The sequence below is a fragment of the Kitasatospora sp. NPDC004289 genome (genome assembly GCF_053602875.1).
Window position 1 is genome coordinate 49,686 of sequence record NZ_JBSGEL010000032.1, and the last position, 22,216, is coordinate 71,901.

General features: G+C 73.2%; 21 protein-coding genes. 15 read left to right on the forward strand and 6 right to left on the reverse strand.

What is annotated here, in order from left to right:
• Positions 1–114 precede the first annotated feature (114 nt).
• From ACWEPF_RS22170 to folE, 5 genes are all read left to right on the forward strand, one after another.
• Positions 115–1,275, forward strand: a complete 1,161-nt coding sequence (locus tag ACWEPF_RS22170; protein WP_345283638.1) for a zinc-dependent metalloprotease — start codon at positions 115–117, stop codon at positions 1,273–1,275.
• 474 nt (positions 1,276–1,749) lie between these two features.
• On the forward strand, positions 1,750–2,892 hold the full coding sequence (tilS, locus tag ACWEPF_RS22175; RefSeq protein WP_345283640.1) for a tRNA lysidine(34) synthetase TilS: 1,143 nt from the start codon (positions 1,750–1,752) through the stop codon (positions 2,890–2,892).
• Positions 2,893–2,974: 82 nt separating this feature from the next.
• A complete protein-coding gene (hpt, locus tag ACWEPF_RS22180; RefSeq protein ID WP_380149463.1) occupies positions 2,975–3,514 on the forward strand; it encodes a hypoxanthine phosphoribosyltransferase in 540 nt (179 codons plus the stop codon).
• Between the two features lie 240 nt (positions 3,515–3,754).
• On the forward strand, positions 3,755–5,779 hold the full coding sequence (gene ftsH / locus ACWEPF_RS22185) for an ATP-dependent zinc metalloprotease FtsH (RefSeq protein ID WP_345283644.1): 2,025 nt from the start codon (positions 3,755–3,757) through the stop codon (positions 5,777–5,779).
• 121 nt (positions 5,780–5,900) lie between these two features.
• Entirely contained in the window at positions 5,901–6,506 is a 606-nt protein-coding gene (folE, locus tag ACWEPF_RS22190) for a GTP cyclohydrolase I FolE (RefSeq protein ID WP_452173864.1), read from the forward strand.
• 54 nt (positions 6,507–6,560) lie between these two features.
• Here the strand turns inward: folE and ACWEPF_RS22195 are convergent, their stop codons facing one another.
• Positions 6,561–7,313, reverse strand: coding sequence for a ferritin-like domain-containing protein (locus tag ACWEPF_RS22195; RefSeq protein WP_452173865.1), 753 nt, complete (start codon positions 7,311–7,313; stop codon positions 6,561–6,563).
• 462 nt (positions 7,314–7,775) lie between these two features.
• On the opposite strand from ACWEPF_RS22195, the gene ACWEPF_RS22200 reads away from it, so the two are divergent.
• The 7 genes from ACWEPF_RS22200 (at position 7,776) to ACWEPF_RS22230 (ending at position 14,174) form a co-directional block, all read left to right on the forward strand.
• Positions 7,776–9,527, forward strand: coding sequence for a phosphatidylglycerol lysyltransferase domain-containing protein (locus ACWEPF_RS22200; protein ID WP_452173882.1), 1,752 nt, complete (start codon positions 7,776–7,778; stop codon positions 9,525–9,527).
• A gap of 173 nt (positions 9,528–9,700) precedes the next feature.
• Positions 9,701–10,552: a dihydropteroate synthase gene (folP, locus tag ACWEPF_RS22205; protein ID WP_452173866.1), complete on the forward strand. Its 852-nt coding sequence runs from the start codon at positions 9,701–9,703 to the stop codon at positions 10,550–10,552.
• A gap of 41 nt (positions 10,553–10,593) precedes the next feature.
• A complete protein-coding gene (locus ACWEPF_RS22210; protein WP_452173867.1) occupies positions 10,594–11,091 on the forward strand; it encodes a nuclear transport factor 2 family protein in 498 nt (165 codons plus the stop codon).
• Positions 11,092–11,322: 231 nt separating this feature from the next.
• On the forward strand, positions 11,323–11,682 hold the full coding sequence (gene folB / locus ACWEPF_RS22215; RefSeq protein ID WP_345283962.1) for a dihydroneopterin aldolase: 360 nt from the start codon (positions 11,323–11,325) through the stop codon (positions 11,680–11,682).
• A gap of 52 nt (positions 11,683–11,734) precedes the next feature.
• A complete protein-coding gene (gene folK, locus ACWEPF_RS22220) occupies positions 11,735–12,334 on the forward strand; it encodes a 2-amino-4-hydroxy-6-hydroxymethyldihydropteridine diphosphokinase (RefSeq protein WP_452173868.1) in 600 nt (199 codons plus the stop codon).
• Positions 12,335–12,453: 119 nt separating this feature from the next.
• A complete protein-coding gene (locus ACWEPF_RS22225; protein ID WP_452173869.1) occupies positions 12,454–12,942 on the forward strand; it encodes a DUF3180 domain-containing protein in 489 nt (162 codons plus the stop codon).
• Positions 12,943–13,067: 125 nt separating this feature from the next.
• Positions 13,068–14,174, forward strand: a complete 1,107-nt coding sequence (locus ACWEPF_RS22230) for a hypothetical protein (protein ID WP_452173870.1) — start codon at positions 13,068–13,070, stop codon at positions 14,172–14,174.
• A 77-nt stretch (positions 14,175–14,251) separates the two neighbouring features.
• On the opposite strand, the gene ACWEPF_RS22235 is transcribed toward ACWEPF_RS22230, so the two are convergent.
• Positions 14,252–14,827 carry a TerD family protein gene (locus ACWEPF_RS22235; RefSeq protein ID WP_345283659.1) on the reverse strand — a complete coding sequence of 192 codons (576 nt, stop codon included), beginning with the start codon at positions 14,825–14,827 and terminating at the stop codon, positions 14,252–14,254.
• Between the two features lie 103 nt (positions 14,828–14,930).
• On the reverse strand, positions 14,931–15,419 hold the full coding sequence (locus ACWEPF_RS22240) for a hypothetical protein (protein WP_345283661.1): 489 nt from the start codon (positions 15,417–15,419) through the stop codon (positions 14,931–14,933).
• Positions 15,420–15,646: 227 nt separating this feature from the next.
• Between ACWEPF_RS22240 and arfB the strand changes: the two genes are divergently transcribed.
• A complete protein-coding gene (arfB, locus tag ACWEPF_RS22245; protein ID WP_345283663.1) occupies positions 15,647–16,075 on the forward strand; it encodes an alternative ribosome rescue aminoacyl-tRNA hydrolase ArfB in 429 nt (142 codons plus the stop codon).
• Positions 16,076–16,082: 7 nt separating this feature from the next.
• Here arfB and ACWEPF_RS22250 read toward each other — a convergent pair whose 3' ends face one another.
• Positions 16,083–16,610 (reverse strand): flavin reductase family protein, encoded by a 528-nt coding sequence (locus ACWEPF_RS22250; protein ID WP_345283665.1) that lies wholly within the window; start codon positions 16,608–16,610, stop codon positions 16,083–16,085.
• 380 nt (positions 16,611–16,990) lie between these two features.
• On the opposite strand from ACWEPF_RS22250, the gene ACWEPF_RS22255 reads away from it, so the two are divergent.
• Positions 16,991–18,811 (forward strand): diguanylate cyclase domain-containing protein, encoded by a 1,821-nt coding sequence (locus tag ACWEPF_RS22255; RefSeq protein WP_452173871.1) that lies wholly within the window; start codon positions 16,991–16,993, stop codon positions 18,809–18,811.
• Positions 18,812–19,027: 216 nt separating this feature from the next.
• Positions 19,028–19,948, forward strand: a complete 921-nt coding sequence (locus ACWEPF_RS22260; protein ID WP_452173872.1) for a hypothetical protein — start codon at positions 19,028–19,030, stop codon at positions 19,946–19,948.
• Positions 19,949–20,039: 91 nt separating this feature from the next.
• On the opposite strand, the gene nagA is transcribed toward ACWEPF_RS22260, so the two are convergent.
• The gene (gene nagA / locus ACWEPF_RS22265) at positions 20,040–21,212 is read right to left on the reverse strand and encodes an N-acetylglucosamine-6-phosphate deacetylase (RefSeq protein ID WP_345283671.1); all 1,173 of its coding nucleotides are present in this window, start codon (positions 21,210–21,212) and stop codon (positions 20,040–20,042) included.
• Positions 21,209–22,141 carry an ROK family protein gene (locus ACWEPF_RS22270; RefSeq protein ID WP_452173873.1) on the reverse strand — a complete coding sequence of 311 codons (933 nt, stop codon included), beginning with the start codon at positions 22,139–22,141 and terminating at the stop codon, positions 21,209–21,211. Before ACWEPF_RS22270 ends, nagA begins: the two co-directional genes overlap by 4 nt.
• Positions 22,142–22,216: the final 75 nt, after the last annotated feature.

Genomic DNA, 22,216 nt, shown 5'->3' on the forward strand with positions numbered 1-22,216 from the left:
GGTGCAGGTGAGCCGCCTTCCGATTCGCGCAGTTCCTCGCGCCCCTGGGTGGCCCTCCGGGTCCCGAGGGCCGCAAGCGTGTGCCCCGGGCGGGGGTTCCCGTACGGTGAGGGCATGACGAGCGCGAGCGGTGGGGCTGGGATGGTCGACTGGGATCTCGCGGTCGCTACGGCGACCCGGCTGGTGCGGCCCGGCCCGGAGGTGACCCGCGCCGAGGCCCGCGAGGTGGTCTCCGAACTCCGGCGCCACGCGCTGGAAGCGGAGGAGCACGTCCGCGCCTACACCCGGATGGCGTCCTCCAGCCTGCTCGCCGCCGACTCCACCCCCGTGCTGGTGGTCGACCGGCCCGGTTGGGTGCGGGCCAACGTGGCGGGCTTCCGCACCGTCGTGCGCCCGCTGGTCGAGAAGCTCCAGGCCCGCCGCACCGACACCCCGGGCGCCGCCGTGTTCGGCTCGATCGGCGAGAAGGCCACCGGCGTCGAGATCGGCGCGGTGCTGGCCTTCCTCTCCGGGAAGGTGCTCGGCCAGTACGAGACCTTCGCCCCGGCCGAGTACCCGGGCCCCCTGCCGAGCGCCCCGGACAGCCCCGAGGGGATCATGGACTCGCCCCGCGTCGGGCTCCGTCCGCCGTCCCCCGGACGGCTGCTGCTGGTCGCGCCGAACATCGTCCAGGTGGAGCGCGAACTCGACGTCGACCCGCACGACTTCCGGCTCTGGGTCTGCCTGCACGAGGAGACCCACCGGACCCAGTTCACGGCGGTGCCGTGGCTGCGCGACCACATCCAGTCCGAGGTGCAGTCCTTCCTGGCGCAGACCGAGGTCGACCCGGTGGCGCTGCTGGAGCGGGCGCGCGGGCTGCTCGGCGGGCGCGGCGAGGGGGAGCGCGAGCGGGGCTCGTTGATGGAGGTCGTGCAGTCGCCGGGCCAGCGCGAGACCCTGAACCGGTTGACGGCCGTGATGTCCCTCCTGGAGGGGCACGCGGACGTGGTGATGGACGGGGTCGGGCCGGTCGTGGTGCCGAGCGTGGGGGAGATCCGGGAGAAGTTCCAGCAGCGCCGTCAGCTCGGGGCGGGGCGGCTGGACCTGGTGATCCGTCGGCTGCTCGGGATGGACGCCAAGCTCCGCCAGTACCAGGACGGCGCGGTCTTCGTCCGGGGCGTGGTGGACCGCGTCGGCATGGACGGCTTCAACCGCGTCTGGACCTCCCCGAACACCCTCCCCACCAAGGAGGAGATCCACAACCCCGCCGCCTGGGTGACCCGGGTCGCGCCGTAGCGGGGGTCGCCTGCGGCGGGCTCGTGCGAAGGGTACGGAGTTCGCCTGCGGCGGGCTTGCCGGATGGGGGAGGGGCGTCGCCCGCGTCACGCCGTAGGCGCCCCGCAGGGGCGCGGGGAACTGCGCGCTCGGGAACGGCAGCACCTGCAACTGGCTGACGGAGGTTCAGTTGCCGGTGCCCCGCCTCCCGACTCGCGCAGTTCCTCGCGCCCCCGGGGTAGCCGCTTTCGCCGGGCTGCCGTTCCCCTGCGGGGCGCAGCCGCGCGGGGGTCGTACACCGGTGCCGTCAGGTTGACCCGATGGCGGTGAGGGAACGTTTCTTCATTCACTCGTACGTGGGACCGTGGTCGTACCGGTGGCGAGGGTGGCGTGGCCGGTGCCCGGATTCTGCGACCATCTGTGAGCATCCGGTGACCGTGGGCTGACGCCGCGTCACCGTTCCCGCTCCGCCCCCGTGCCAAGGAGTGCCTCCCCGTGGGACCACACCCCGCCGTCGCGGCGATACGCCTCGCCGTCCGCCGCACCCTCGCCGAACTCGCCGCAGACCTGGGCGACATCACCCCCGCCGCCCGCTCGCCGCGCGGCCGCCCCGCCGCCCTCGCGCTGAGCGGGGCCCCGGCCCCCGAGCCGGCCGGCACCGCCACCGCGCTGATCGGCAACGCCCGCCGCCACCCCTCCGGGCTGCCCCGTACCCCCGCCGCCCCCGGTTCGCCGCTGGTGCTGGTCGCGGTGAGCGGCGGCGCCGACTCGATGGCGCTGGCCATCGCCACCGCCTTCGAGGCGCCCAAGCTCGGCCTGCGGGTGGGCGCGGTGACGGTGGACCACGGACTGCAGGACGGCTCCGAGGAGCGGGCTCGCCAGGTGGCGGACCGGCTCGCCGAGCTGGGGCTGGACCCGGTGGAGGCGGTCCAGGTGCTGGTGGGCCGTCAGGGCGGCCCGGAGAACGCCGCCCGGGAGGCCAGGTACGCCGCGCTGGACGAGGCCGCCGAGCGCTTCGGCGCGGTGGCGGTGCTGCTCGGGCACACCCGGGACGACCAGGCCGAGACGGTGCTGATGGGCCTGGCCCGCGGGTCGGGCGCCCGGTCGCTGGCCGGGATGCCGGCCCAGAAGGGCCGCTACCGGCGGCCGTTGCTGGAGCTGGACCGGGCGGCGACCCGGCAGGCCTGCAAGGAGCAGTCGATCCCGGTCTGGGACGACCCGCACAACTCCGACCCGGCGTACACCCGGGCCCGGGTGCGGCACGAGGTGCTGCCGGTGCTGGAGAAGCACCTGGGCACCGGGGTGGTCGAGGCGCTGGCGCGGACCGCCCGGCTGTTCCGGGACGACGCCGACGCGCTGGACCAGTGGGCCGCCCTGGCCGAGCGCGACCTCCGGACGGCCGAAGGGGCCCTGGACGTCACGAGGTTGGCCGAACTGCCGTCCGCCGTCCGCCGCCGGCTGCTGCGCCGGGCCGCGCTGCGGGCGGGCTGTCCGGCCGGTGACCTGTTCGCCCGTCACCTCGAAACGGTGGACCTGCTGGTCACCGGATGGCGTGGTCAGGGGCCGTTGCACCTACCCGGAGGGGTGGAGGTCACCCGCACGTGTGGCACGCTGGTGTTCCGGCGCCAGGGCGACTGACGGGTGAACACCAGGTCGCAGGGCCGCCGCAGACACAGGACCCCGAACGTTTGAGGACGTATCCCCGGTGGATCACAACGACATGGGCGCCGACCTGGCGAAGGTGCTCATCAGCAAGGACGAGATCGACGCCAAGCTCCTGGAGCTCGGCGAGCGGATCGACCAGGACTACGCCGGCCGCGACCTGCTCATCGTCGGCGTCCTCAAGGGCGCCGTCATGGTGATGGCCGACCTGTCCCGGGTGCTGCACTCCAAGGTCACCATGGACTGGATGGCGGTCTCCTCCTACGGCATGGGCACCAAGTCCTCGGGCGTGGTCCGGATCCTCAAGGACCTGGACACCGACATCTCGGGCCGGGACGTCCTGATCGTCGAGGACATCATCGACTCCGGCCTGACCCTGTCCTGGCTGCTCAACAACCTGCGCTCGCGCGGCCCGGCCTCCCTGGAGGTCTGCACCCTGCTGCGCAAGCCGGACGCCGCCAAGGTCGAGATCGACGTCAAGTACGTCGGCTTCGACATCCCGAACGAGTTCGTGGTCGGCTACGGCCTGGACTACGCGGAGAAGCTGCGGAACCTGCCGTTCATCGGCACCCTGGCCCCGCACGTGTACGGCGGCTGACGGGCCGTCGGAAGAGAGTGCCCCGATCGGGCGACGGGCGGGAACAGTGCGATGTTCCCGCCCGTTGTGCCGGGGTAGGAAAATACGTCGTAGTCGTCGTGCTCCCGCCGTCGGCGGTGAAGGCTGCGGTACGGTCCCATAAACCGCTCTTCTCATGAGCACATACCGGATGCGCCGACGGCCACAGCCGATCAGCGCTGTTGAGTGGCAGGAGGGACGGGGCGGCAACGCCCCGCATGGATGGACGTCAAGCGATACTTCCGTGCGCCGATCATGTGGATCGTGCTGGCCGTCCTCGCCGTCATTGTGCTGATGCAGGTCGTCTCCGACTCCAGCGGCTCCAAGACGGCGGACACCAGCCAGGTCGTCTCCGCGATCAGGAACAACCAGGCGCAGTCGGTGCAGATCACCACCGGCGACTCGAATCTGATCAAGGTCGAGCTGAGGGACGGTCAGAAGCTGCCCGCGGGCAGCAACGGCAAGGTGCCCTCGGGCTCCAAGTTCCAGGCCTCGTACGTCGGCGACCAGGGCGCGACCCTGGCCGAGTGGCTCACCGCCAACCCGACCAGCGTGCCGAACGGCTACACCGTCGTGCCCGAGAAGCAGTCGACCTTCGTCAGCCTGCTGCTGTCGATGCTGCCGATCGTCATCATCGTGCTGGTCTTCCTGTTCCTGATGAACCAGATGCAGGGCGGCGGCTCCCGGGTCATGCAGTTCGGCAAGTCCAAGGCCAAGCTGCTCACCAAGGACACCCCGAAGACCACCTTCGCCGACGTCGCGGGCGCGGACGAGGCGGTGGAGGAGCTCCACGAGATCAAGGAGTTCCTGCAGGAGCCGGCCAAGTTCCAGGCGGTCGGCGCCAAGATCCCCAAGGGCGTGCTGCTGTACGGCCCGCCCGGGACGGGCAAGACCCTGCTGGCCCGTGCCGTGGCCGGCGAGGCGGGCGTCCCGTTCTACTCGATCTCCGGCTCGGACTTCGTCGAGATGTTCGTCGGTGTCGGTGCCTCCCGGGTCCGCGACCTGTTCGAGCAGGCCAAGGCGAACGCCCCGGCGATCGTCTTCGTCGACGAGATCGACGCGGTCGGCCGCCACCGCGGCGCCGGCCTCGGCGGCGGTCACGACGAGCGCGAGCAGACCCTCAACCAGCTGCTGGTCGAGATGGACGGCTTCGACGTGAAGGGCGGCGTGATCCTGATCGCCGCCACCAACCGGCCGGACATCCTGGACCCGGCGCTGCTGCGCCCGGGCCGCTTCGACCGCCAGATCGCGGTGGACCGACCCGACCTGATGGGCCGTCTGGAGATCCTGAAGGTCCACCAGAAGGGCAAGCCGGTCGCCCCGGACGTCGACCTCTCGGCCGTCGCCAAGCGCACCCCCGGCTTCACCGGTGCCGACCTGTCCAACGTGCTCAACGAGGCCGCCCTGCTGACGGCCCGTTCGGACAAGAAGCTGATCGACAACTCCATCCTGGACGAGGCGATCGACCGCGTCGTGGCCGGCCCGCAGAAGCGGACCCGGATCATGTCCGACAAGGAGAAGAAGATCACCGCGTACCACGAGGGCGGCCACGCCCTGGTCGCGGCGGCCTCCCCGAACGCGGACCCGGTCCACAAGATCACCATCCTGTCCCGCGGCCGCGCCCTGGGCTACACGATGGTCCTCCCGGACGAGGACAAGTACTCGACCACCCGGAACGAGATGCTCGACCAGCTGGCCTACATGCTGGGCGGGCGCGCGGCGGAGGAGCTGGTCTTCCACGACCCGACCACCGGCGCCTCGAACGACATCGAGAAGGCCACCGCCACCGCGCGGGCCATGGTCACCCAGTACGGCATGACCGAGCGCCTGGGTGCGATCAAGTTCGGCTCCAGCGACTCGGAGCCGTTCCTGGGCCGCGAGATGGGCCACCAGCGCGACTACTCCGAGGAGGTCGCCGGGCTGGTGGACGAGGAGGTCAAGAAGCTCATCGAGACCGCGCACAACGAGGCCTGGGAGATCCTGGTCGAGAACCGCGACGTGCTCGACAACCTCGTTCTGGAGCTCCTCGAGAAGGAGACCCTGAACAAGGAGCAGATCGCCGAGATCTTCAGCTCCATCGTCAAGCGCCCGGCCCGGCCGGCCTGGACGGGCTCCGCCCGCCGGACGCCGTCCACCCGCCCGCCGGTGCAGTCCCCGAAGGAGCTGGCGATGAACAACGCCGCTCAGGCGGAGGCCGCCCCGCAGGTCGACATCGTCAAGCTGCCGGAGACCTCCCCGGAGGCCTGACACCGCCTGACGGCCGATCGGAATGGATGCCGCGCCACCCGGGTTTGTACCCTGGAGGCGCGGCATCCGTGCTGCTCGGACCCATTCCCACTGACTCCACTGACCAGCTTGCGAGGCCCGCATGATCGACCCGGTGACTCTGGACCAGGACCCCGCGATCGGGGAGTTCGACCAGAAGCGCGCGGAGGCCGCCGTGCGTGAGCTGCTGCTGGCGATCGGCGAGGACCCGGACCGCGAGGGCCTGCTGGAGACCCCGGCCCGGGTGGCCCGGGCCTACAAGGAGATATTCGCGGGCCTGTGGCAGAAGCCGGAGGACGTCCTCTCCACCACCTTCGACCTGGGCCACGACGAGATGGTGCTGGTCAAGGACATCGAGGTGTACTCCACCTGCGAGCACCACCTGGTGCCGTTCCGGGGCGTCGCCCACGTCGGCTACATCCCGTCCACCAGCGGCAAGATCACCGGCCTCTCCAAGCTGGCCCGGCTGGTGGACGTCTACGCCCGCCGCCCCCAGGTCCAGGAGCGCCTCACCAGCCAGGTGGCCGACTCGCTGATGCGCATCCTGGAGCCGCGCGGCGCCATCGTGGTGATCGAGTGCGAGCACATGTGCATGTCGATGCGCGGCATCCGCAAGGCCGGCGCCAAGACCATCACCTCGGCCGTCCGCGGTCAGCTCCGCGACCCGGCCACCCGGGCCGAGGCGATGAGCCTCATCATCGGTCGCTGACCGGCCGCCGAACCGGCCGCCGATCCCCCCGCAACGCCCTGGGTTGACGAGACGTCAGCCCAGGGCGTTGCGCTTGGCCGGCATCCGCAGGGTGACCATCCGGCGCCAGCCCCAGAGCCGGTCGTACAGGTAGAGGCCGTACACGCCGGCGGTCAGCAGCAGCCGCTGATGCCGGGGCCAGCCCAGGATCCGGCCCAGCGCGGTCATCACGGCCAGCCCGACGTCCCGGTGGGTGCGGATCTCGCCCCGGGCGATCGACTCCAGGGTGTGCCGGATGTACGGGCCGTGGCCCCGGGCGGCCAGCCGGAGCAGCTCCTCGTGGCAGTAGGCGAGGTGGTTGTCCTCGTCGGCGGAGATCATCCGCATCGCCCGGTCCAGGTCGGGGTTGCCGGCGTAGGCCTTGGCCAGCTGGCGCATCTGTTCGGACGCGCGCTGCTCGGTGACCCGGCTGTGCGCCAGGTAGGTGATGATCTCGCGGTCGGAGAGCGGGGCGCCCGAGGTCAGCCGGTCGTGCGAGAGGCCGATGCCCTGACGCTCCAGCAGCATGCAGTAGTCGGTCTCCGGCGGGACCTCCACCTTCTCCAGGCCGCGCTTGCGCAGCAGCTGCGTGAAGATCCGGCCGTGCTTGCGCTCGTCCGCGCCGTGCCGGGCCACCTTGGGGGCCAGCACCGGATCGGCGGTGAGCTCGGTGATCCGCTCGTTCTCCCAGCCGCCCTGGTCCTCACCGCCGGCCGCCACGGAGCAGAACAGCTGGTAGGCGCGGTCGTCGGCGTAGATCTGCTGGAACAGCGATCGGGTGCTGAGCATGGCGGAGCCTCTCCTCCGGTCGGGGGATCCATCCTGTGCCGGGGCGCTCCGGGCGGGCCACCGGTGCTGCGCCGGGCGGGTGCCCGGGGGTGTGGCCGACCGGTGGGGAGGAGGGGTGCAACCGGGGGCCTAGAATGCTGCGTCCACGGTGTGCGGCACGCCTGCGGGTGCCGATCCGCGCACGCGTCGGCCGAGCATCCGTCAGGTCGCAACGCCCACCCGTCCCCAGGGCACCACCGTCCGCCGCGCACCCGGAACGAGCCTGTCCGGGAGCTCATCTGACGGTCCGATTGCCAGAACAAGGATTTGTCATGAAGGTTCCGCACGACGCCCCCACCGGAGGGGCGGAACTGCCCGCGGCAGCCCCTACGCTGACACCCCGTGAGTACGCCCGTGTCCGTTGAACCGATCCAGGAGCAGCCCCGCCGGCGGCTCCAGACGCTGCGCACCCAGGCGGCGGCCGTGCCCCGGGCCTGGCTGCCCGGCGCCGTGGGGTACACCTGTCTGCTGATCGGCCTGGTGGACATCGCCTGCGCCGTCTTCCCGAAGCTGCGCGGCACCAAGATGCAGTGGCTGGCCGGCCAGCTCCCCGGCGGCACCACCACCCTGGCCGCCGCCGGCACCCTGATGGTCGGCCTGCTGCTGGTGATGCTGGCGCACGCGCTGCGCCGCCGCAAGCGCCGCGCCTGGCGGGCCGTCTGCGTGCTGCTGCCGATCGGCGCCGGGCTGCACCTGCTGCGCTGGCACCAGATCGGCCCGGCGGTGATCTCGCTGGTGCTGTTCGTGGTCATGCTGGTCCACCACCGCGAGTTCTACGCCAAGGCCGACCCGCGCACCCGCTGGCGCGCCGGTGCCGCCTTCGTCCTGCTGGCCGCCGTCTCGGTCGGCCTCGGCCTGCTGATCGTCGGCGTCCGCCACGGCGCCGAGGTCAACACCCCCGGCCTGGCCGAGCGGCTCCAGCACGTCCTCTACGGCCTGGTCGGCTTCGAGGGCCCGGTCGACTACCGCTCCGAGCGGGTCGCCTGGTACGTCGGCTACTCCCTCGGCGCGCTCGGCCTGATCACCGCCGGCACCACCGCCTACCTGGCGCTGCGCCCCGAGAAGCCCGAGCCCGAGCTCACCGCCGAGGACGAGGTGAAGGTCCGTCAGCTGCTCGAGCGCCACGGCGAGCGGGACTCGCTCGGCTACTTCGCCCTGCGCCGCGACAAGAGCGTGCTCTTCTCGCCCACCGGCAAGGCCGCCATCTCCTACCGGGTGGTCTCCGGCGTGATGCTCGCCTCCGGCGACCCGGTCGGCGACCCCGAGGCCTGGCCCGGCGCCATCAAGGTCTTCATGGCCGAGGCCCGCGCCCACGCCTGGGTCCCCGCCGTGATGGGCTGCTCCGAGCAGGGCGGCGAGATCTGGACCCGGGAGGCCGGCCTCGACGCGATCGAGCTCGGCGACGAGGCCATCGTCGACACCGGGGCCTTCTCGCTCTCCGGGCGCGCCATGCGCAACGTCCGGCAGATGGTGAAGCGGATCGAGCGCAACGGGTACTCCTGCCAGGTCCGCCGGGTCGGTGACCTGACCCTGGAGGAGAAGCGCCGGATCGCCGACGCCGCCGCCCGCTGGCGCGGCACCGACACCGAGCGCGGCTTCTCCATGGCACTCGGCCGCTTCGGCGACCAGGGCGACGACGCCTGCGTGGTGGTCACCGCGCACAAGGCCCCCGAGGAGGGCGAGCCGGCCGACGCGGACGACCTCAAGGCGGTGCTGCACTTCGTGCCGTGGGGGCCGGACGGGATCTCGCTGGAGCTGATGCGGCGTGACCGGGCGGCCGACCCGGGGCTGAACGAGCTGCTGATCGTGGCCGCGCTGCAGGCCGTGCCGGCGCTCGGCGTGCGGCGGGTGTCGCTGAACTTCGCGATGTTCCGCTCGGCGCTGGCGCGCGGGGAGCGGATCGGGGCGGGGCCGGTGCTGCGGGCCTGGCGCGGGCTGCTGGTCTTCCTCTCGCGGTGGTTCCAGATCGAGTCGCTGTACAAGTTCAACGCCAAGTTCCAGCCGGAGTGGGAGCCGCGGTTCCTGGTCTACCCGCAGACCCGGGACCTCCCGCGGATCGGCTTCGCCGCGATGCAGGCGGAGGCCTTCATCACCCTGGGGCTGCCGACGCCGTGGCGCCGCAAGCAGCGGCAGGGCCTGATGCCGGACGCTCCGCGGCTCACCAAGGCCGCCTGAGGCCGAAAGCGGCGCATCGGCAGGGCAGCGACCCAGGGGCGCGGGGAACTGCGCGCGGGGGAACGGCAGCACGTGCAACTGGCTGATGGTGGGTCAGTTGCAGGTGGGCCGCCTTCCGCCTCGCGCAGTTCCTCGCGCCCCTGAAGGCATGGCCTTGGTCCGATAATGGGGCCATGAACAAGCTGCCCGGCCTTCCTGATCTCGACCGCTGCGCCGTGATGGGGGTGGTCAACGTCACGCCGGACTCGTTCTCGGACGGGGGGCTGTGGCTGGACCCGGCGAAGGCCGTCGCGCACGGGCTGGCGCTGACCGCCCGGGGGGCGGACCTGGTGGACGTCGGCGGGGAGTCGACGCGGCCGGGGGCGCAGCGGGTGACGGAGGCGGAGGAGCTGCGCCGGGTGATCCCGGTGGTGGAGGAGCTGGCGGCGGCCGGGGTGGTGGTGTCGGTGGACACCATGCGGGCGGCGGTGGCGGCCCGGGCGGTGGAGGCCGGGGCCCGGCTGGTGAACGACGTCTCGGGCGGGCTGGCGGACCCGGAGATGGCGGCCGTGGTGGCCGAGACGGGTGCCCCGTTCGTGGTGATGCACTGGCGCGGGCAGTCCGCGGACATGGACGCCCTGGCGGTCTACGGGGACGTGGTCGAGGACGTGGTGGCCGAGCTGACGGCCCGGGTGGCGGCGCTGACCGCGGCCGGGGTCAAGGAGGAGCAGCTGGTGCTCGACCCGGGTCTGGGCTTCGCCAAGACCCCGGAGCACAACTGGGCGCTGCTCGGCCGGCTGGACGCGCTGACCGGTCTCGGCCGCCCGGTGCTGGTGGCGGCTTCGCGCAAGCGGTTCCTGGGTACGCTGCTGGCCAACCCGGAAACGGGCGAGCTGCGCCCGGCCAGGGAGCGGGACGACGCCACGGCGGCCGTCTCGGTGCTGTCGGCCCGGGCCGGGGCGTGGGCGGTCCGGGTGCACGACGTGGCCGGGACGGCCGACGCGGTGAGGGTGGTGGCGGCCTGGCAGCGGGCGGCCGCGCGGTGACCTATCCGGGGGTAGCGGTTTGGCGAAGGGCGGGAGTGACCATGGCGGGTGACGGCAGGTCGGTCGGGGACCGGGCCTCGGCGGAGGCGGAGCTGGACAGGCTGGCGGTGCTGGCGGCCAACCAGGCGCTGTACGAGGCCCTGGAGAACGGCGACCTGGAGGCCGTGGAGAACGCCTGGCTCGGCCCGGACGACGCGGACGACAAGCACGGCGCGGTCTGCGTGCACCCCGGCTGGCCGGTGCTGCGCGGCCGGGCGCAGGTGACCCGCTCCTACATGTTGATCATGGCGAACACGGAGTACATCCAGTTCTTCCTGACCGACGTGGAGTGCGAGGTGCAGGGCGACACGGCCCTGCTCACCTGCACCGAGAACATCCTCTCCGGCGGCGAGGCCGAGGAGGAGGGCGAGCTGGGCCCGCTGGTCGGCGGCAAGGTGGTCTCCACCAACCTGTTCCGGCGTACCCCGGACGGCTGGAAGCTCTGGTCGCACCACGGTTCGCCCGTGCTGACCAGCGGGGACGACGAGGACGAGGAGTGAGACGGGGCTGAGGCTCCGTCAGCCCGGCGGGAATCCGCCGGGCCGCGGTGTTGTTGCGGAACGTGCACCGACTGTTCACGTCAATGGCCGTTCCGGCGTGCGTGGCGGCGCGCGGTGCCGGGTAGGACGGTCGGGGTTCGTCGTCGTCCGCGGGTAGATTCGAGAGCTGCGGGCCGGGCGGCCCGGTGCTCCGCCGTGTGCGGAGCCTGTCCACATGGGAGAAGTGAGTTGCTGGACCGCGTCACTCTGCGGGGCCTGCGTGCCCGTGGCCACCACGGTGTCTTCGAGCGCGAGCGGGTCGAGGGCCAGACCTTCGTGGTCGACCTGGTGATGTACCTGGACACCCGCCCGGCGGCCTCCGGCGACGACCTGACCCGCACCGCGCACTACGGGGTGGTGGCCGAGGAGGTCACCGCGATCATCGCCGGCGAGCCGGTCGACCTGATCGAGACGCTGGCCCAGCGGATCGCCGACCAGTGCCTGAAGCACGAGGCGGTGGAGGAGGTCGAGGTCACCGTGCACAAGCCGGACGCCCCGATCACGGTGCCGTTCGACGACGTCACGATCACCATCCACCGGCGCCGCGGATGACCTTCGCGGTGCGGCCCGCCGCCGTCCAGACCGAACCTGCAGAGGGATACCGATGAGCACCAGCGACCCGACCGCCTCGCCGACCACGTTCGACCTGGAGCGCCGGGTCGACACCGCCGAATCCACCCTGCACGACCCGCGCCGCGCGGCCCTGGCCCTCGGCAGCAACCTCGGGAACCGGCTGGAGACCCTCCAGGGCGCCGTCGACGCGCTGGCCGACACCCCCGGGCTCAAGGTCTGCGTCGTCTCGGCGGTGTACGAGACCGCCGCGGTCGGCGGTCCGGACGAGCAGCCCTCGTACTTCAACGCCGTGGTGCTGCTGAAGACCACCCTGCCGCCGAGCTCCCTGCTGGAGCGGGCCAACGCGGTCGAGGACGCCTTCGGCCGGGTCCGCACCGTCCGCTGGGGCCCGCGCACCCTGGACGTGGACGTGCTGGCCTACGAGGGCGTCACCAGTGACGACCCGGTGCTGCTGCTGCCGCACCCGCGGGCCCACGAGCGGGCCTTCGTGCTCGCCCCCTGGCAGGACGCCGACCCGGACGCCGAGCTGCCCGGCCTCGGCCGGGTGGCCGACCTGCTGAAGACGGTCGCCGAGGAGCCCGGCCAGGAGGTCCTGCGGCGCGACGACATCCAGCTCCGGTTGCCGGAGTAGCCGGGGTCGGGGCCGCGTCCCCGGAACCGGGCGGCGGGGGCGCACGTTGGCCCTGCTGTCCGGTCCGCGCCCGGCCGGTCTCTGCTTGACTGGGCGTCATCTCCGCTGGAAGGACCCGTGTGAAGCCGCTCCGCCTCCGTCTGCTGCTGCTGATCGCCGCCGTGGCCACCGCGCTGGCCTGGGCGGGTGCCCGGCTGTGGGACTCGCTCGGGCACCTGCCCGGGGTGCCCGCCGCCGCGCCGATCGTGCTGGCGGCGGTCGCGGTGGTGCTGCTGGCCACCGCGCTCTCGCTGCGGTCCCGGTTGAAGGCGGCCCGTGAGCGGCAGCGCGGGGCCCGCGGGGTCGACCCGATCGGGGCGGCCCGGGCGGTGGTGCTCGGCCAGGCCAGCGCCCTGGTCTCGGCGGTGATGGCCGGGGTCTACGCGGGCACCGGCATCCACCTGCTCAGCCAGCTGGACGATCCGGCCCGGGCCTCCCAGGCGATCACCGCCGGGCTGGCCGTGCTCGCGGCGGCCGCCGTGGTGGCGGCCGCGCTCTGGCTCCAGCACATCTGCCGGCTGCCGGAGGACCACGACGGGCCGGCCGGGCCCGCACCGTCGGCGCGCTGACGGCACCGTTCCGGTACTGACGGCACGTCAGGCCGCCGTCACCGGGAGTGTCGGTGACGGCGTGTCAAGGGCGGAATGGGGGGCCAGGCTGACAGCGCCCCGATTCGCACGCTAGTTTCTTTGGCATGTCTCGCGGACGCCACCGTCACTCGTCCCTCCTCGGCCGCACCGGGCCGCCGGTCGCGGCCGGCGTGCTCGTCGTCGCCGCCCTGGCCTCCCTGGTGGCCAGCCCGGACACCCTCGTGGTGCGCTCGTTGGGCGTCGCCGCCGTGCTCGCCGCGGTCGGGATCGCCCTGCTGCTGCGCCAGCGCGACCGCGCCGCCCGGCTGGCCGCCGAACTGGCCGCCACCCGGCGGCTGCGGGCCGAGGAGCGCTTCGAGGAGCAGCTCGCCGAGGCCGAGTACGCCGCCGAGGTGGCCGAGGAGCGGGCCACCCGCTTCGGCCGCCGGCTGACCGCCGAGAAGTCCCGGCTGGCCAAGGCCGAGACCGAGATCGCCCGGCTGCTCCGCGAGCGCGCCGTGCTGGTGGCCGAGCAGGCCCTCAAGGAGGCCGAGGCGCACCAGCGCGCGCTGGCCGCCGCGCGCCCCAAGTACCCCGCCTCGCCGGCCGCGTACGTCCGCGCGGCCTCGGTGCTGCGGCAGCTGGAGCGGGAGGCCGTCCGGGCCGAGGAGCGCCGGGCCGCCGCCGAGCGGGCCGCCGGGGCGGCGCGTCCGCCCGCGCTGCCGGCCGGTGCCGCCCCGGCACCCGCGGCCGCGCCGGTGCAGGCGACGGTCCGTCAGCTGGGCGCGGTGCCGGAGCGTCCGGTGCTGACCGCCCCGGGGGCGGCGGAGGGCACTGCGGTGGCCGCGGCTCCGGTGGTGCGGCAGCGGCCGCGGCCGGCCGCACGGGGGCAGAACTTCAGCTTCTTCGGCCGCGCCGGTGCGGCCGGCGCCGCCGTCCGGGCCGCCGCTCCGGCGCCCTCGGTCGGCAGCGTGACCGAGCTGGCCGCCAAGGCCCCGGCCGCCCCGTCCGGGGTGGAGGACCTGGCCGACCTGGCGGACGTGGTGGGCGACGAGGCGGTGGCCGAGAGCGCCCGCTACGCGGCCCCGCAGCCCTCCGTGGAGCAGCCGGTGACGGCCGCCCCGGCGGAGGAGGTCGCGGCCGCCCACGGACGGCCCGAGGTGGTCGACCTGACGCCGCACGACGACACCGAGGTGATCTCGGTCGCGGAGCTCCGGGCCGAGTTCCGCTAGACCGCTGGACCGCTGGACCGCGCGCACACGCGGAAGGGGCGCCCCCTCGGGGGCGCCCCTTCGTGCTGGACCGCGTCTCAGATCTGGACGCCGAAGTCCTGGGCGATGCCGGCCAGGCCGGAGGCGTAGCCCTGGCCGACGGCGCGGAACTTCCACTCGGCGCCGTTGCGGTAGAGCTCGCCGAAGACCATCGCGGTCTCGGTGGCCGCGTCCTCGGAGAGGTCGTAGCGGGCGATCTCGGCGCCGCCGGCCGAGTTGAGCACCCGGATGTACGCGTTGCGGACCTGGCCGAAGCTCTGCTTGCGGTTGTCGGCGTCGTAGATCGAGACCGGGAAGGTGATCCGGGCCGCCTCGGCGGGGAGGTTGGCGAGGTTGACGCTGATCGCCTCGTCGTCGCCGGCGCCCTCGCCGCTGCGGTTGTCACCGGTGTGCACCACGGTGCCGTCCGGGGAGCTGGTGTTGTTGAAGAAGACGAAGTGCCCGTTGGAGAGCACCCGGCCCTCCGCGTTCAGCACGATGGCGCTGGCGTCCAGGTCGAACTCGGCGCCCGTGGTGGTCCGGACGTCCCACCCGAGGCCGACGTTGACCGCGGTCAGGCCCGGGGCCTCCTTGGTCAGCGAGACGTTGCCGCCCTTGGAGAGGCTGACTGGCATGGTTTCGGTGTCCCTTCGTCGCTTCTGCCCGTGAGAACGCGGGCGGCGGGGGTGGTGGTTCCGGCCGCGCGGCAAATCTCTCACGGCGGGGGCCGACGAGGGGTCAGATCCGGGGGAAGCGGCCCTGCACGGTCCAGATGTTCGGGTTGTCGGCCAGGCCCTCGTGCAGGTCGAACAGGTCGGCCAGCACGTCCTGCAGGAAGTCCCGGGCCTCCCGGCGCAGGTCCTCGTGGCGGACGACGGCCGGCGGCTCCTCGGGCAGCCAGGTGGCGCTGACCTCGACCAGGCCGAAGCGGCGGGCGAAGCGGAGCAGCTCGGTGTTCTGGGTGAAGTCCAGGTCGTAGGTCTGGACGAGTGCGGACCGGCTGCCGCGCGGGTCGCGGTCGAGCTCCTCGACCGTGTCGCAGAGTGCCCAGGCGAAGTCCAGCACCGGCACCCAGCTCCAGTTGGTGGAGAACTCGGCCCCGTCCGCGTCCAGGTAGACGTCGCCGCAGAACAGGTCGTGGCGCAGCGCCCGCACGGGGGCGGTCCGGTAGTCCGTCTGGGGCGGGTCGGGAAAGCGGTTGGAAAGGGAGTACCCGAGCTCGATCACGCCGACATTCTCCCCCAGGGCACGCGAGGGACGTACGTGGTGATGCCGGGGGCGCGAGGCTCTGCTGATGTGCGGCTCCGCCGCGTGGGCGCGCGGGGGAACGGCAGCACGTGCAACTGGCTCGCCTGCCCCGATCTCGCGCTGGTCCGCCTTCCGCACTCGCGCAGTTCCTCGCGCCCCCGGGATAACCACTTTCGACCGGGTGACCCGGGCGGGATGATGGCGGCATGCCTGAGCCTCTGCGCGTCCGGGGATCGGTGGTCGTGCCCGACGCCGAGCTGCTGTGGCGCTTCTCCCGTTCTTCCGGCCCCGGTGGCCAGCACGTCAACACCTCGGACACCCAGGTGGAGCTCCGCTACGACCTCGCGGGGTCGGCCGCGCTCCCGCCGGTGTGGAAGGAGCGCGCCCTGGAGCGTCTCGCGGGCCGGCTGGTGGACGGCCGGTTCGTGGTGGTGAAGGCGTCCGAGCACCGGTCGCAGCTGCGCAACCGCGAGATGGCGGTGGCCCGGCTGGCCGCGCTGCTCGGCGAGGCCACCGCGCCGCCGCCGAAGACCCGCCGCCGGACCAAGCCCACCCGGGGGATGATCGAGCGCCGGCTGGAGAACAAGCGCCACCGCTCGCAGCTCAAGCAGGGCCGGAGCCGTCCCGACTACTGACGGGGCCTCAGGCCAGGTGCCGGTAGCCGCCGCGGTGGTAGAGCAGCGGTGCGGCGCCGGGGGCGGGCACGGCCGCGGCGAGGACGTGGCCGATCAGCAGGGTGTGGTCGCCGGCGGCGACGCGCTGGACGGTGCGGCACTCGACGGTGGCCAGGGCGCCGTCGATCAGCGGGGCGCCGGAGTGCGGGCCGCGGTGGTGCGGGGTGTCGGCGAACAGCAGGCGGTCGCCGAGCCGGCCCTTCATGGCGAACCGGGAGGCGACGGTGCGGTGCGCCTCGCCGAGCAGGGAGACCGCCCAGTGGTCGGTGCGGGCGAGCAGTTCGTCCATCCGGGAGTCGGTGCGGACCGAGACGAGGACCAGCGGGGGCTCCAGCGAGACCGAGAGGAACGAGGTCGCGGTCATGCCGGCGTCCTCGCCGTCCTCGGGGTCGTGGGCGGTGACCAGGGTGACGCCGGAGGCGAGGTGGCCGAGCGCGGCCCGGAACTCGTCGGGGGTGGCGGCCTGGGTGACGGTGGACTGCGGGGACGTCTGCACGTACCGCACGGTAGTCGGCCGACCGGGTGGGCGGCATCGGGCAGTGGTCTTAGGACCGATGGGCCGGAGGACTGAAGCGGTGCTCCCCGGGCGGCGCAGGTCCTCACCCCTGGGGGTGAGGACGCGGGGCCCTACGGCGGGCAGCGGGCTTCAGCGGTGGTGGCGAAGAGCCGACCACCCAATGGTCCGGATTGTCCAGTGATGTTCCGCACAGGGCCTGTGAGCTGCGCTTACGGTCATGCGCATGGTGTGATTTGGGTCACAAGTGGTGACCTATTGTTGACCGAGCGTGCCGAACGTTGTGCTCCCTGTGATTCAGTTCTTCTGGCAATCGGACGATAACCATCAAGACCTATCCGAAGCAGCCGGGGAGCCCCCGCATGGAAGCCGAGTCGGAGCCCTACGTCCGCCTCGCGACCCTCCGCACCTTGCACCGGGTCGTGGCGGACCTCAACGCTGCCCGCAGCCTGGCGGGGACGCTCCAGGCGGTGGTCGAGGGCGCGGTGCACGGGCTCGGCTTCGACGCGGCGGCGGTCAGCCTGGTGCGGCCCGACGGCGATCTGGTGGTGGCGGCGGTCTGGGAGCTGGAGGAGAGCGCCTTCGGCGGGCCCGCGGTGCTGCTCGGCCAGGTCGGCTCGCGGGAGTCCTGGGAGCGGATGCTGAGCGTCAGCGACCACTGGGGCACCCTGCGCTTCCTGCCGTACGACCGGGGCTGGGCGATCGGCACCGACATCCCGAGCTGGACCGGGGACGGCCCGCTGCCGGTGTACGTGAACGACTGGCATCCGCAGGACGTGCTGCTGGCCCCGATGTACAGCGCCGGGGGAGACCTGCTCGGCGTGCTCTCGGTGGACCGCCCGCGCAGCGGGAAGCGGCCCGGGGCGTGGACCAGGGAGGCGCTGGAGATGTTCTCCCTGCAGGCCTCGATCGCGATCGGCAACGCCCGGCTGCGGGCCGAGATGCAGCGCGCGCTGGCCCGACTGGAGAAGGAGCAGCAGGCCCTGCGGGCCAGCGAGGAGAGCTTCCGGCAGGCCTTCGAGTACGCGCCCAGCGGGATGGCCATCACCGAGCTGCACGGCGCCGCGATGGGCCAGCTGACCAGGGTGAACGACGCGCTCTGCCGGCTGCTCGGGCGGCCCCGGGCGACGCTGCGCCAGCAGCGCTTCGCGGACCTGGTGCACCCGGACGACCTGGAGCTGCTCCAGCGCACCAGCGCCGAGGGCGGGCGGGCCGAGCTGCGGCTGTCCCGGCGGGACGGCGGCTACCAGTGGGTCTGCCTGCGCAACTCGGTGGTGGCGGACGCGGCCGAGGGGCCGAGCTTCCTGCTGACCCACGTCGAGGACATCGAGGAGCGCAAGCGCCACGAGTTCCAGCTGGCGCACCGGGCCAGCCACGACGCGCTGACCGGGCTGCCGAACAGCGCCGAGCTGCGGGCCAGGCTGGGCCGCCGGATCTGTCCGCTGGACCCGGCGGGCGTGGCGGCGCACGAGGCCGGCCCCGAGCGCCTGGACGGCGAGCCCGCGTACGCCGGGCAGGTGGCCTCGTACGGCGGCTTCGAGGTGGGGGGCGGCCCGGTCGCCCTGCCGCACGGCCACGGGGCCGCTGACGGGCCCGCCAGGGGGTTGGAGCGGGAGGCGTTCGGCCTGGACCGGGAGGCCTTCGGGCGGGTCCGCGAGCACGTCGAGGTGCCGGCCGACCACGTGCACACGGTGATCCCCTCCGAGCTGCCGGCCGGCGGTGACCTCTGGGGCTCCGGGCCGCGCGGCCCGGCCGCGGAGAAGGGCCTGGCCGTGCTCTTCTGCGACCTGGACGGCTTCAAGTCGATCAACGACCGGTTCGGCCACAAGGCGGGCGACGGGGTGCTGATCGAGGTGGCCCGGCGGCTCCAGCAGGTGGTCCGGGAGGGTGACACGGTGGCCCGGCTCGGCGGCGACGAGTTCGTGGTGCTGGCCGACGGGATCGGCCGCGAGGAGGCCAAGGACCTGGCCGGACGGCTGCGCAACGCGATCATCCCGCCGATGCGGATCGACAACCGGACCACCCGGGTCGGCGTCAGCCTCGGCATCGGCTGGGCCGGCTGCGGCATGTCGATCGAAGAGGTGCTGCACGTCGCCGACGAGCGGATGTACGACGAGAAGCGGGCGCGCGGCGGCAGTCCGCGGGGCGCGCGGGGCGAGCGTTCGCACCGGCGCGCGGGGTGAAAGCGGCAGGTCGGACGGGGTCCGAACGGCGGGCGGCCGCCCGGGGTACGCCCTGACGGAGTGTCAGGCGCACCGTTTCTCCACCCGTTCCCCCGACCGTGTGCGCGGCGGTGGACGGCTTTCCCCGGCATCGGGCCGGGCAGGTAGGGTTCCCCGGTACGAGCGTTCATTCGCCCGTGCGGCGACGGGCCGCCGCACGTGTGCTGCGATGGGGAGTTGACCACCGTGACGACGGCCGGAAGTGACGGAGCGTCCGAGGACCGGACGGAGGAGGACCCTTTCGCGTACCTCTACCGGCCCGCCGACGGCGAGTCCGCCGCCGAGCAGCCGAGGTCCGCGGGGTACTCGCGCCCGGTGGAGGTGGGCCGCGCCCAGTACCCGCCGCCGCAGCCGCAGGCCGCCTACCAGCCGACGGCGCAGCAGCTACCGCACCAGCAGGGGGCGCAGCAGCACGCCCGGTACGCCGAGCACTCCCGCCCGCAGCCGGGCGAGCAGGCTCCGGCCGGGCGGAGCAAGGGCGTGGTCATCGGCGCCATCGCGGTGGTGGCCGCGATCGCCATCGGGGCCGGCGTGGCGCTCTCCAGGGGTGACGCCGGCCAGGGCGACAAGAACGCCTCCGGCTCCACCGGCAGCGCCGCGGCGAGCACGCCGAGCACCGGCCCGTCGCCGTCCGCCTCGCCGAACCCGAGCGCCTCGCCGCTGGTCAACGGCGCGGGCGTGGCCGACTTCAGCGGTCTGCAGCTCTCCGGCGGTGCGGCGGTGGCCAACTCGGTGGGCGGGGCCAAGGGCAAGGGCGGCTACGTCACCGGCCTGGCGGGCGGTGCGGTGGTGAGCTGGAAGGTCACCGTCCCGCAGGCGGCCACCTACCGGGTGTCGATCCGCTTCAACAACATCGGCGCGGACGCCCAGGCGGTGGTGAAGGTGGACGGCAAGCCCACCTACACCCCGATCAACCTGAAGAACTACAAGGCCGGCCTCCAGCCTGAGCAGGCCTGGTTCGGCTCCTGGATAAGCGCCGAGGTCCCCAGCGCGGGCGAGCACACGATAACGATCGAGTCCGCCCCCGGGAGCCCGGCCGGCGCGGTGCTCTTCGACCAGATCGCGGTCACCCCGAACGGGGTCGACCCCGGTCTGTGACCGCGAGGGAGTCCGTGACCGTCCGGGCCGAAGGCGAGCAGCGGGACGCAGATCCGCTGCTCACCTCTCCCGGAGGGTCAGGAGGCCCCGGTCAGGCCGCGTGGGCCCGACTGAAGCGGTCCGCGCCGACGATCCACTCGCCGCGGCGCATCACCGCGACGAGGTCGTAGGTCTCGGAGTCGAGCACGACCAGGTCGGCGTTCTTGCCGGCCTCCAGGGTGCCGATCGAGTCGTCCAGGCCGAGCAGGCGGGCCGGGACGGTCGACAGCGAGGTGACGGCCTGGTTGAGCGTCAGACCGTTGACGGTGACCGAGCGCTTGAAGGCGACGTCCAGGGTGAGGGTGGAGCCGGCAATCGAGCCGCCCTCGACCAGGCGGGCGACCCCGTTCTCCACCCGGACCTGGAGCGGGCCCAGCGGGTAGAGGCCGTCGCCCATGCCGGCCGCGCCCATCGCGTCGGTGATCAGGGCGACCCGCTCGGCACCGGCGGTGCCGTAGGCGAGGTCGAGCACCGAAGGGTGCAGGTGCACGCCGTCGTTGATCAGCTCGACGGTGACCCGCTCGTCCTCGAGCAGGGCCACGATCGGGCCCGGGGCGCGGTGCTGGATGCCCGGCATCGCGTTGAACAGGTGGGTGGCGACGGTGGCCCCGGCCTCGACGGCCTCCAGGGTCTTGTCGTAGTCCGAGTCGGTGTGGCCGACGGCCGCGATCACGCCGAGGTCGGCGAGCATCCGGACGGACTCCAGACCACCCGTCAGCTCCGGCGCCAGGGTGAACATCCTCGCGGTGCCGCGGGCGGCGTCCACCAGCTTGCGCACCACGGCCGGGTCGGGGTCGCGCAGCAGGTCGGGGCGGTGCGCGCCGCAGCGGTTGTGCGAGATGAACGGGCCCTCGAAGTGCACGCCCGCCAGCACGCCGTCCTCGACCAGCTCGGAGAGCACGGCGGCCTGGTGGCAGAGCTCGTCGATCTCCCCGGTGACGGTGGAGGCCATGGTGGTGGTGGTGCCGTGGGCCAGATGGGTGCGGGCCACGGTGAGCGCCTCCTCGGCGATCCCCGAGGCGTAGGAGCCGCCGCCGCCGCCGTGCACGTGCAGGTCCACGAAGCCGGGGACGACGGTGTAGCCCGTGAGGTCCACGTCGCCCGGCTCGGTCTCCCCGCCGAGGCCCGCGATCCGCGAACCCTCGACGGACAGCCGCCCGTGCTCGATCACACCGCCCGGCAGGACCAGTCGGGCTCCGGCAAGTGCAGTTCGGTCCGCGCTCACGCGGTCACCTCCATGGAGAGCAGATCCCAGGCGAGCAGGCCCGCGCCCAGGGATGCGGCGGTGTCTTTGAGCATGGCGGGAACGACCTTCGGGGGCATCTGGAAGGTCAGCCGCTCGGACACCGCTGCGCGCAAGGGTGTGAAGAGCGTGTCACCGGCTTCGGCCAGCCCGCCGCCGACGATCACCGTCGAGGGGTCGAGCAGGCTCTGGGCCAGCACGATCCCGTCGGCCAGCGCGTCGACCGCGGTCCGCCACACCTCCAGGGCGCGCGGGTCCCCGGCGTCGACCGCCGCGGCGCAGGCCGCCGCGTCCGCCTCCGGGTCGCCGGTGGCCTCGGCCCAGGCCCGGGAGACGGCGCCGGCCGAGGCCAGCGTCTCCAGGCAGCCCTTGGCGCCGCAGCCGCACTGCGGGCCGCCGGGGCGGACCACCACGTGGCCGATCTCGCCGCCGTAGCCGTGCGCGCCCGCCTCGATCGCCCCGTGGATGCCGATCGCCCCGGCGATGCCGGTGCCCAGCGCGATGAAGAGGAAGCGGTCCACGCCCTGCCCGGCGCCGATCCGGCCCTCGGCCAGCCCGCCGGAGCGGACGTCGTGGCCGAGGGCGACCGGAAGGCCGCCGAGGCGCTCGCCGAGCAGCTTGCGCATCGGCAGGTCCCGCCAACCGAGGTTGGCGGAGAAGACCGCGATCCCGTTCTTCTCGTCGATCGTCCCCGGCACCGCCACGCCGGCGGCGAGGGGGCCGGTGCCGAAGCGGCTGCGGCCCTCCTGCGCCAGCTCGGCGGCGAAGTCGAGGATGGTGGCGACGACGGCGTCCGTGCCGTGCTCCCGCCCGGTCGGTCGGCGTGCTTCGAACAGCACGGAGCCGTCCTGGGCGAGCAGCGCGGCCTTCATGCCGGTGCCGCCTACATCGAGTGCGATGACGTGCTTCACGGGGGACAGTTTCCCTTGGACTTGTCGGAGAGGTCTAGTCCAGTTGCGTGATTGGTCTGGTCCATGGTGGTGAGG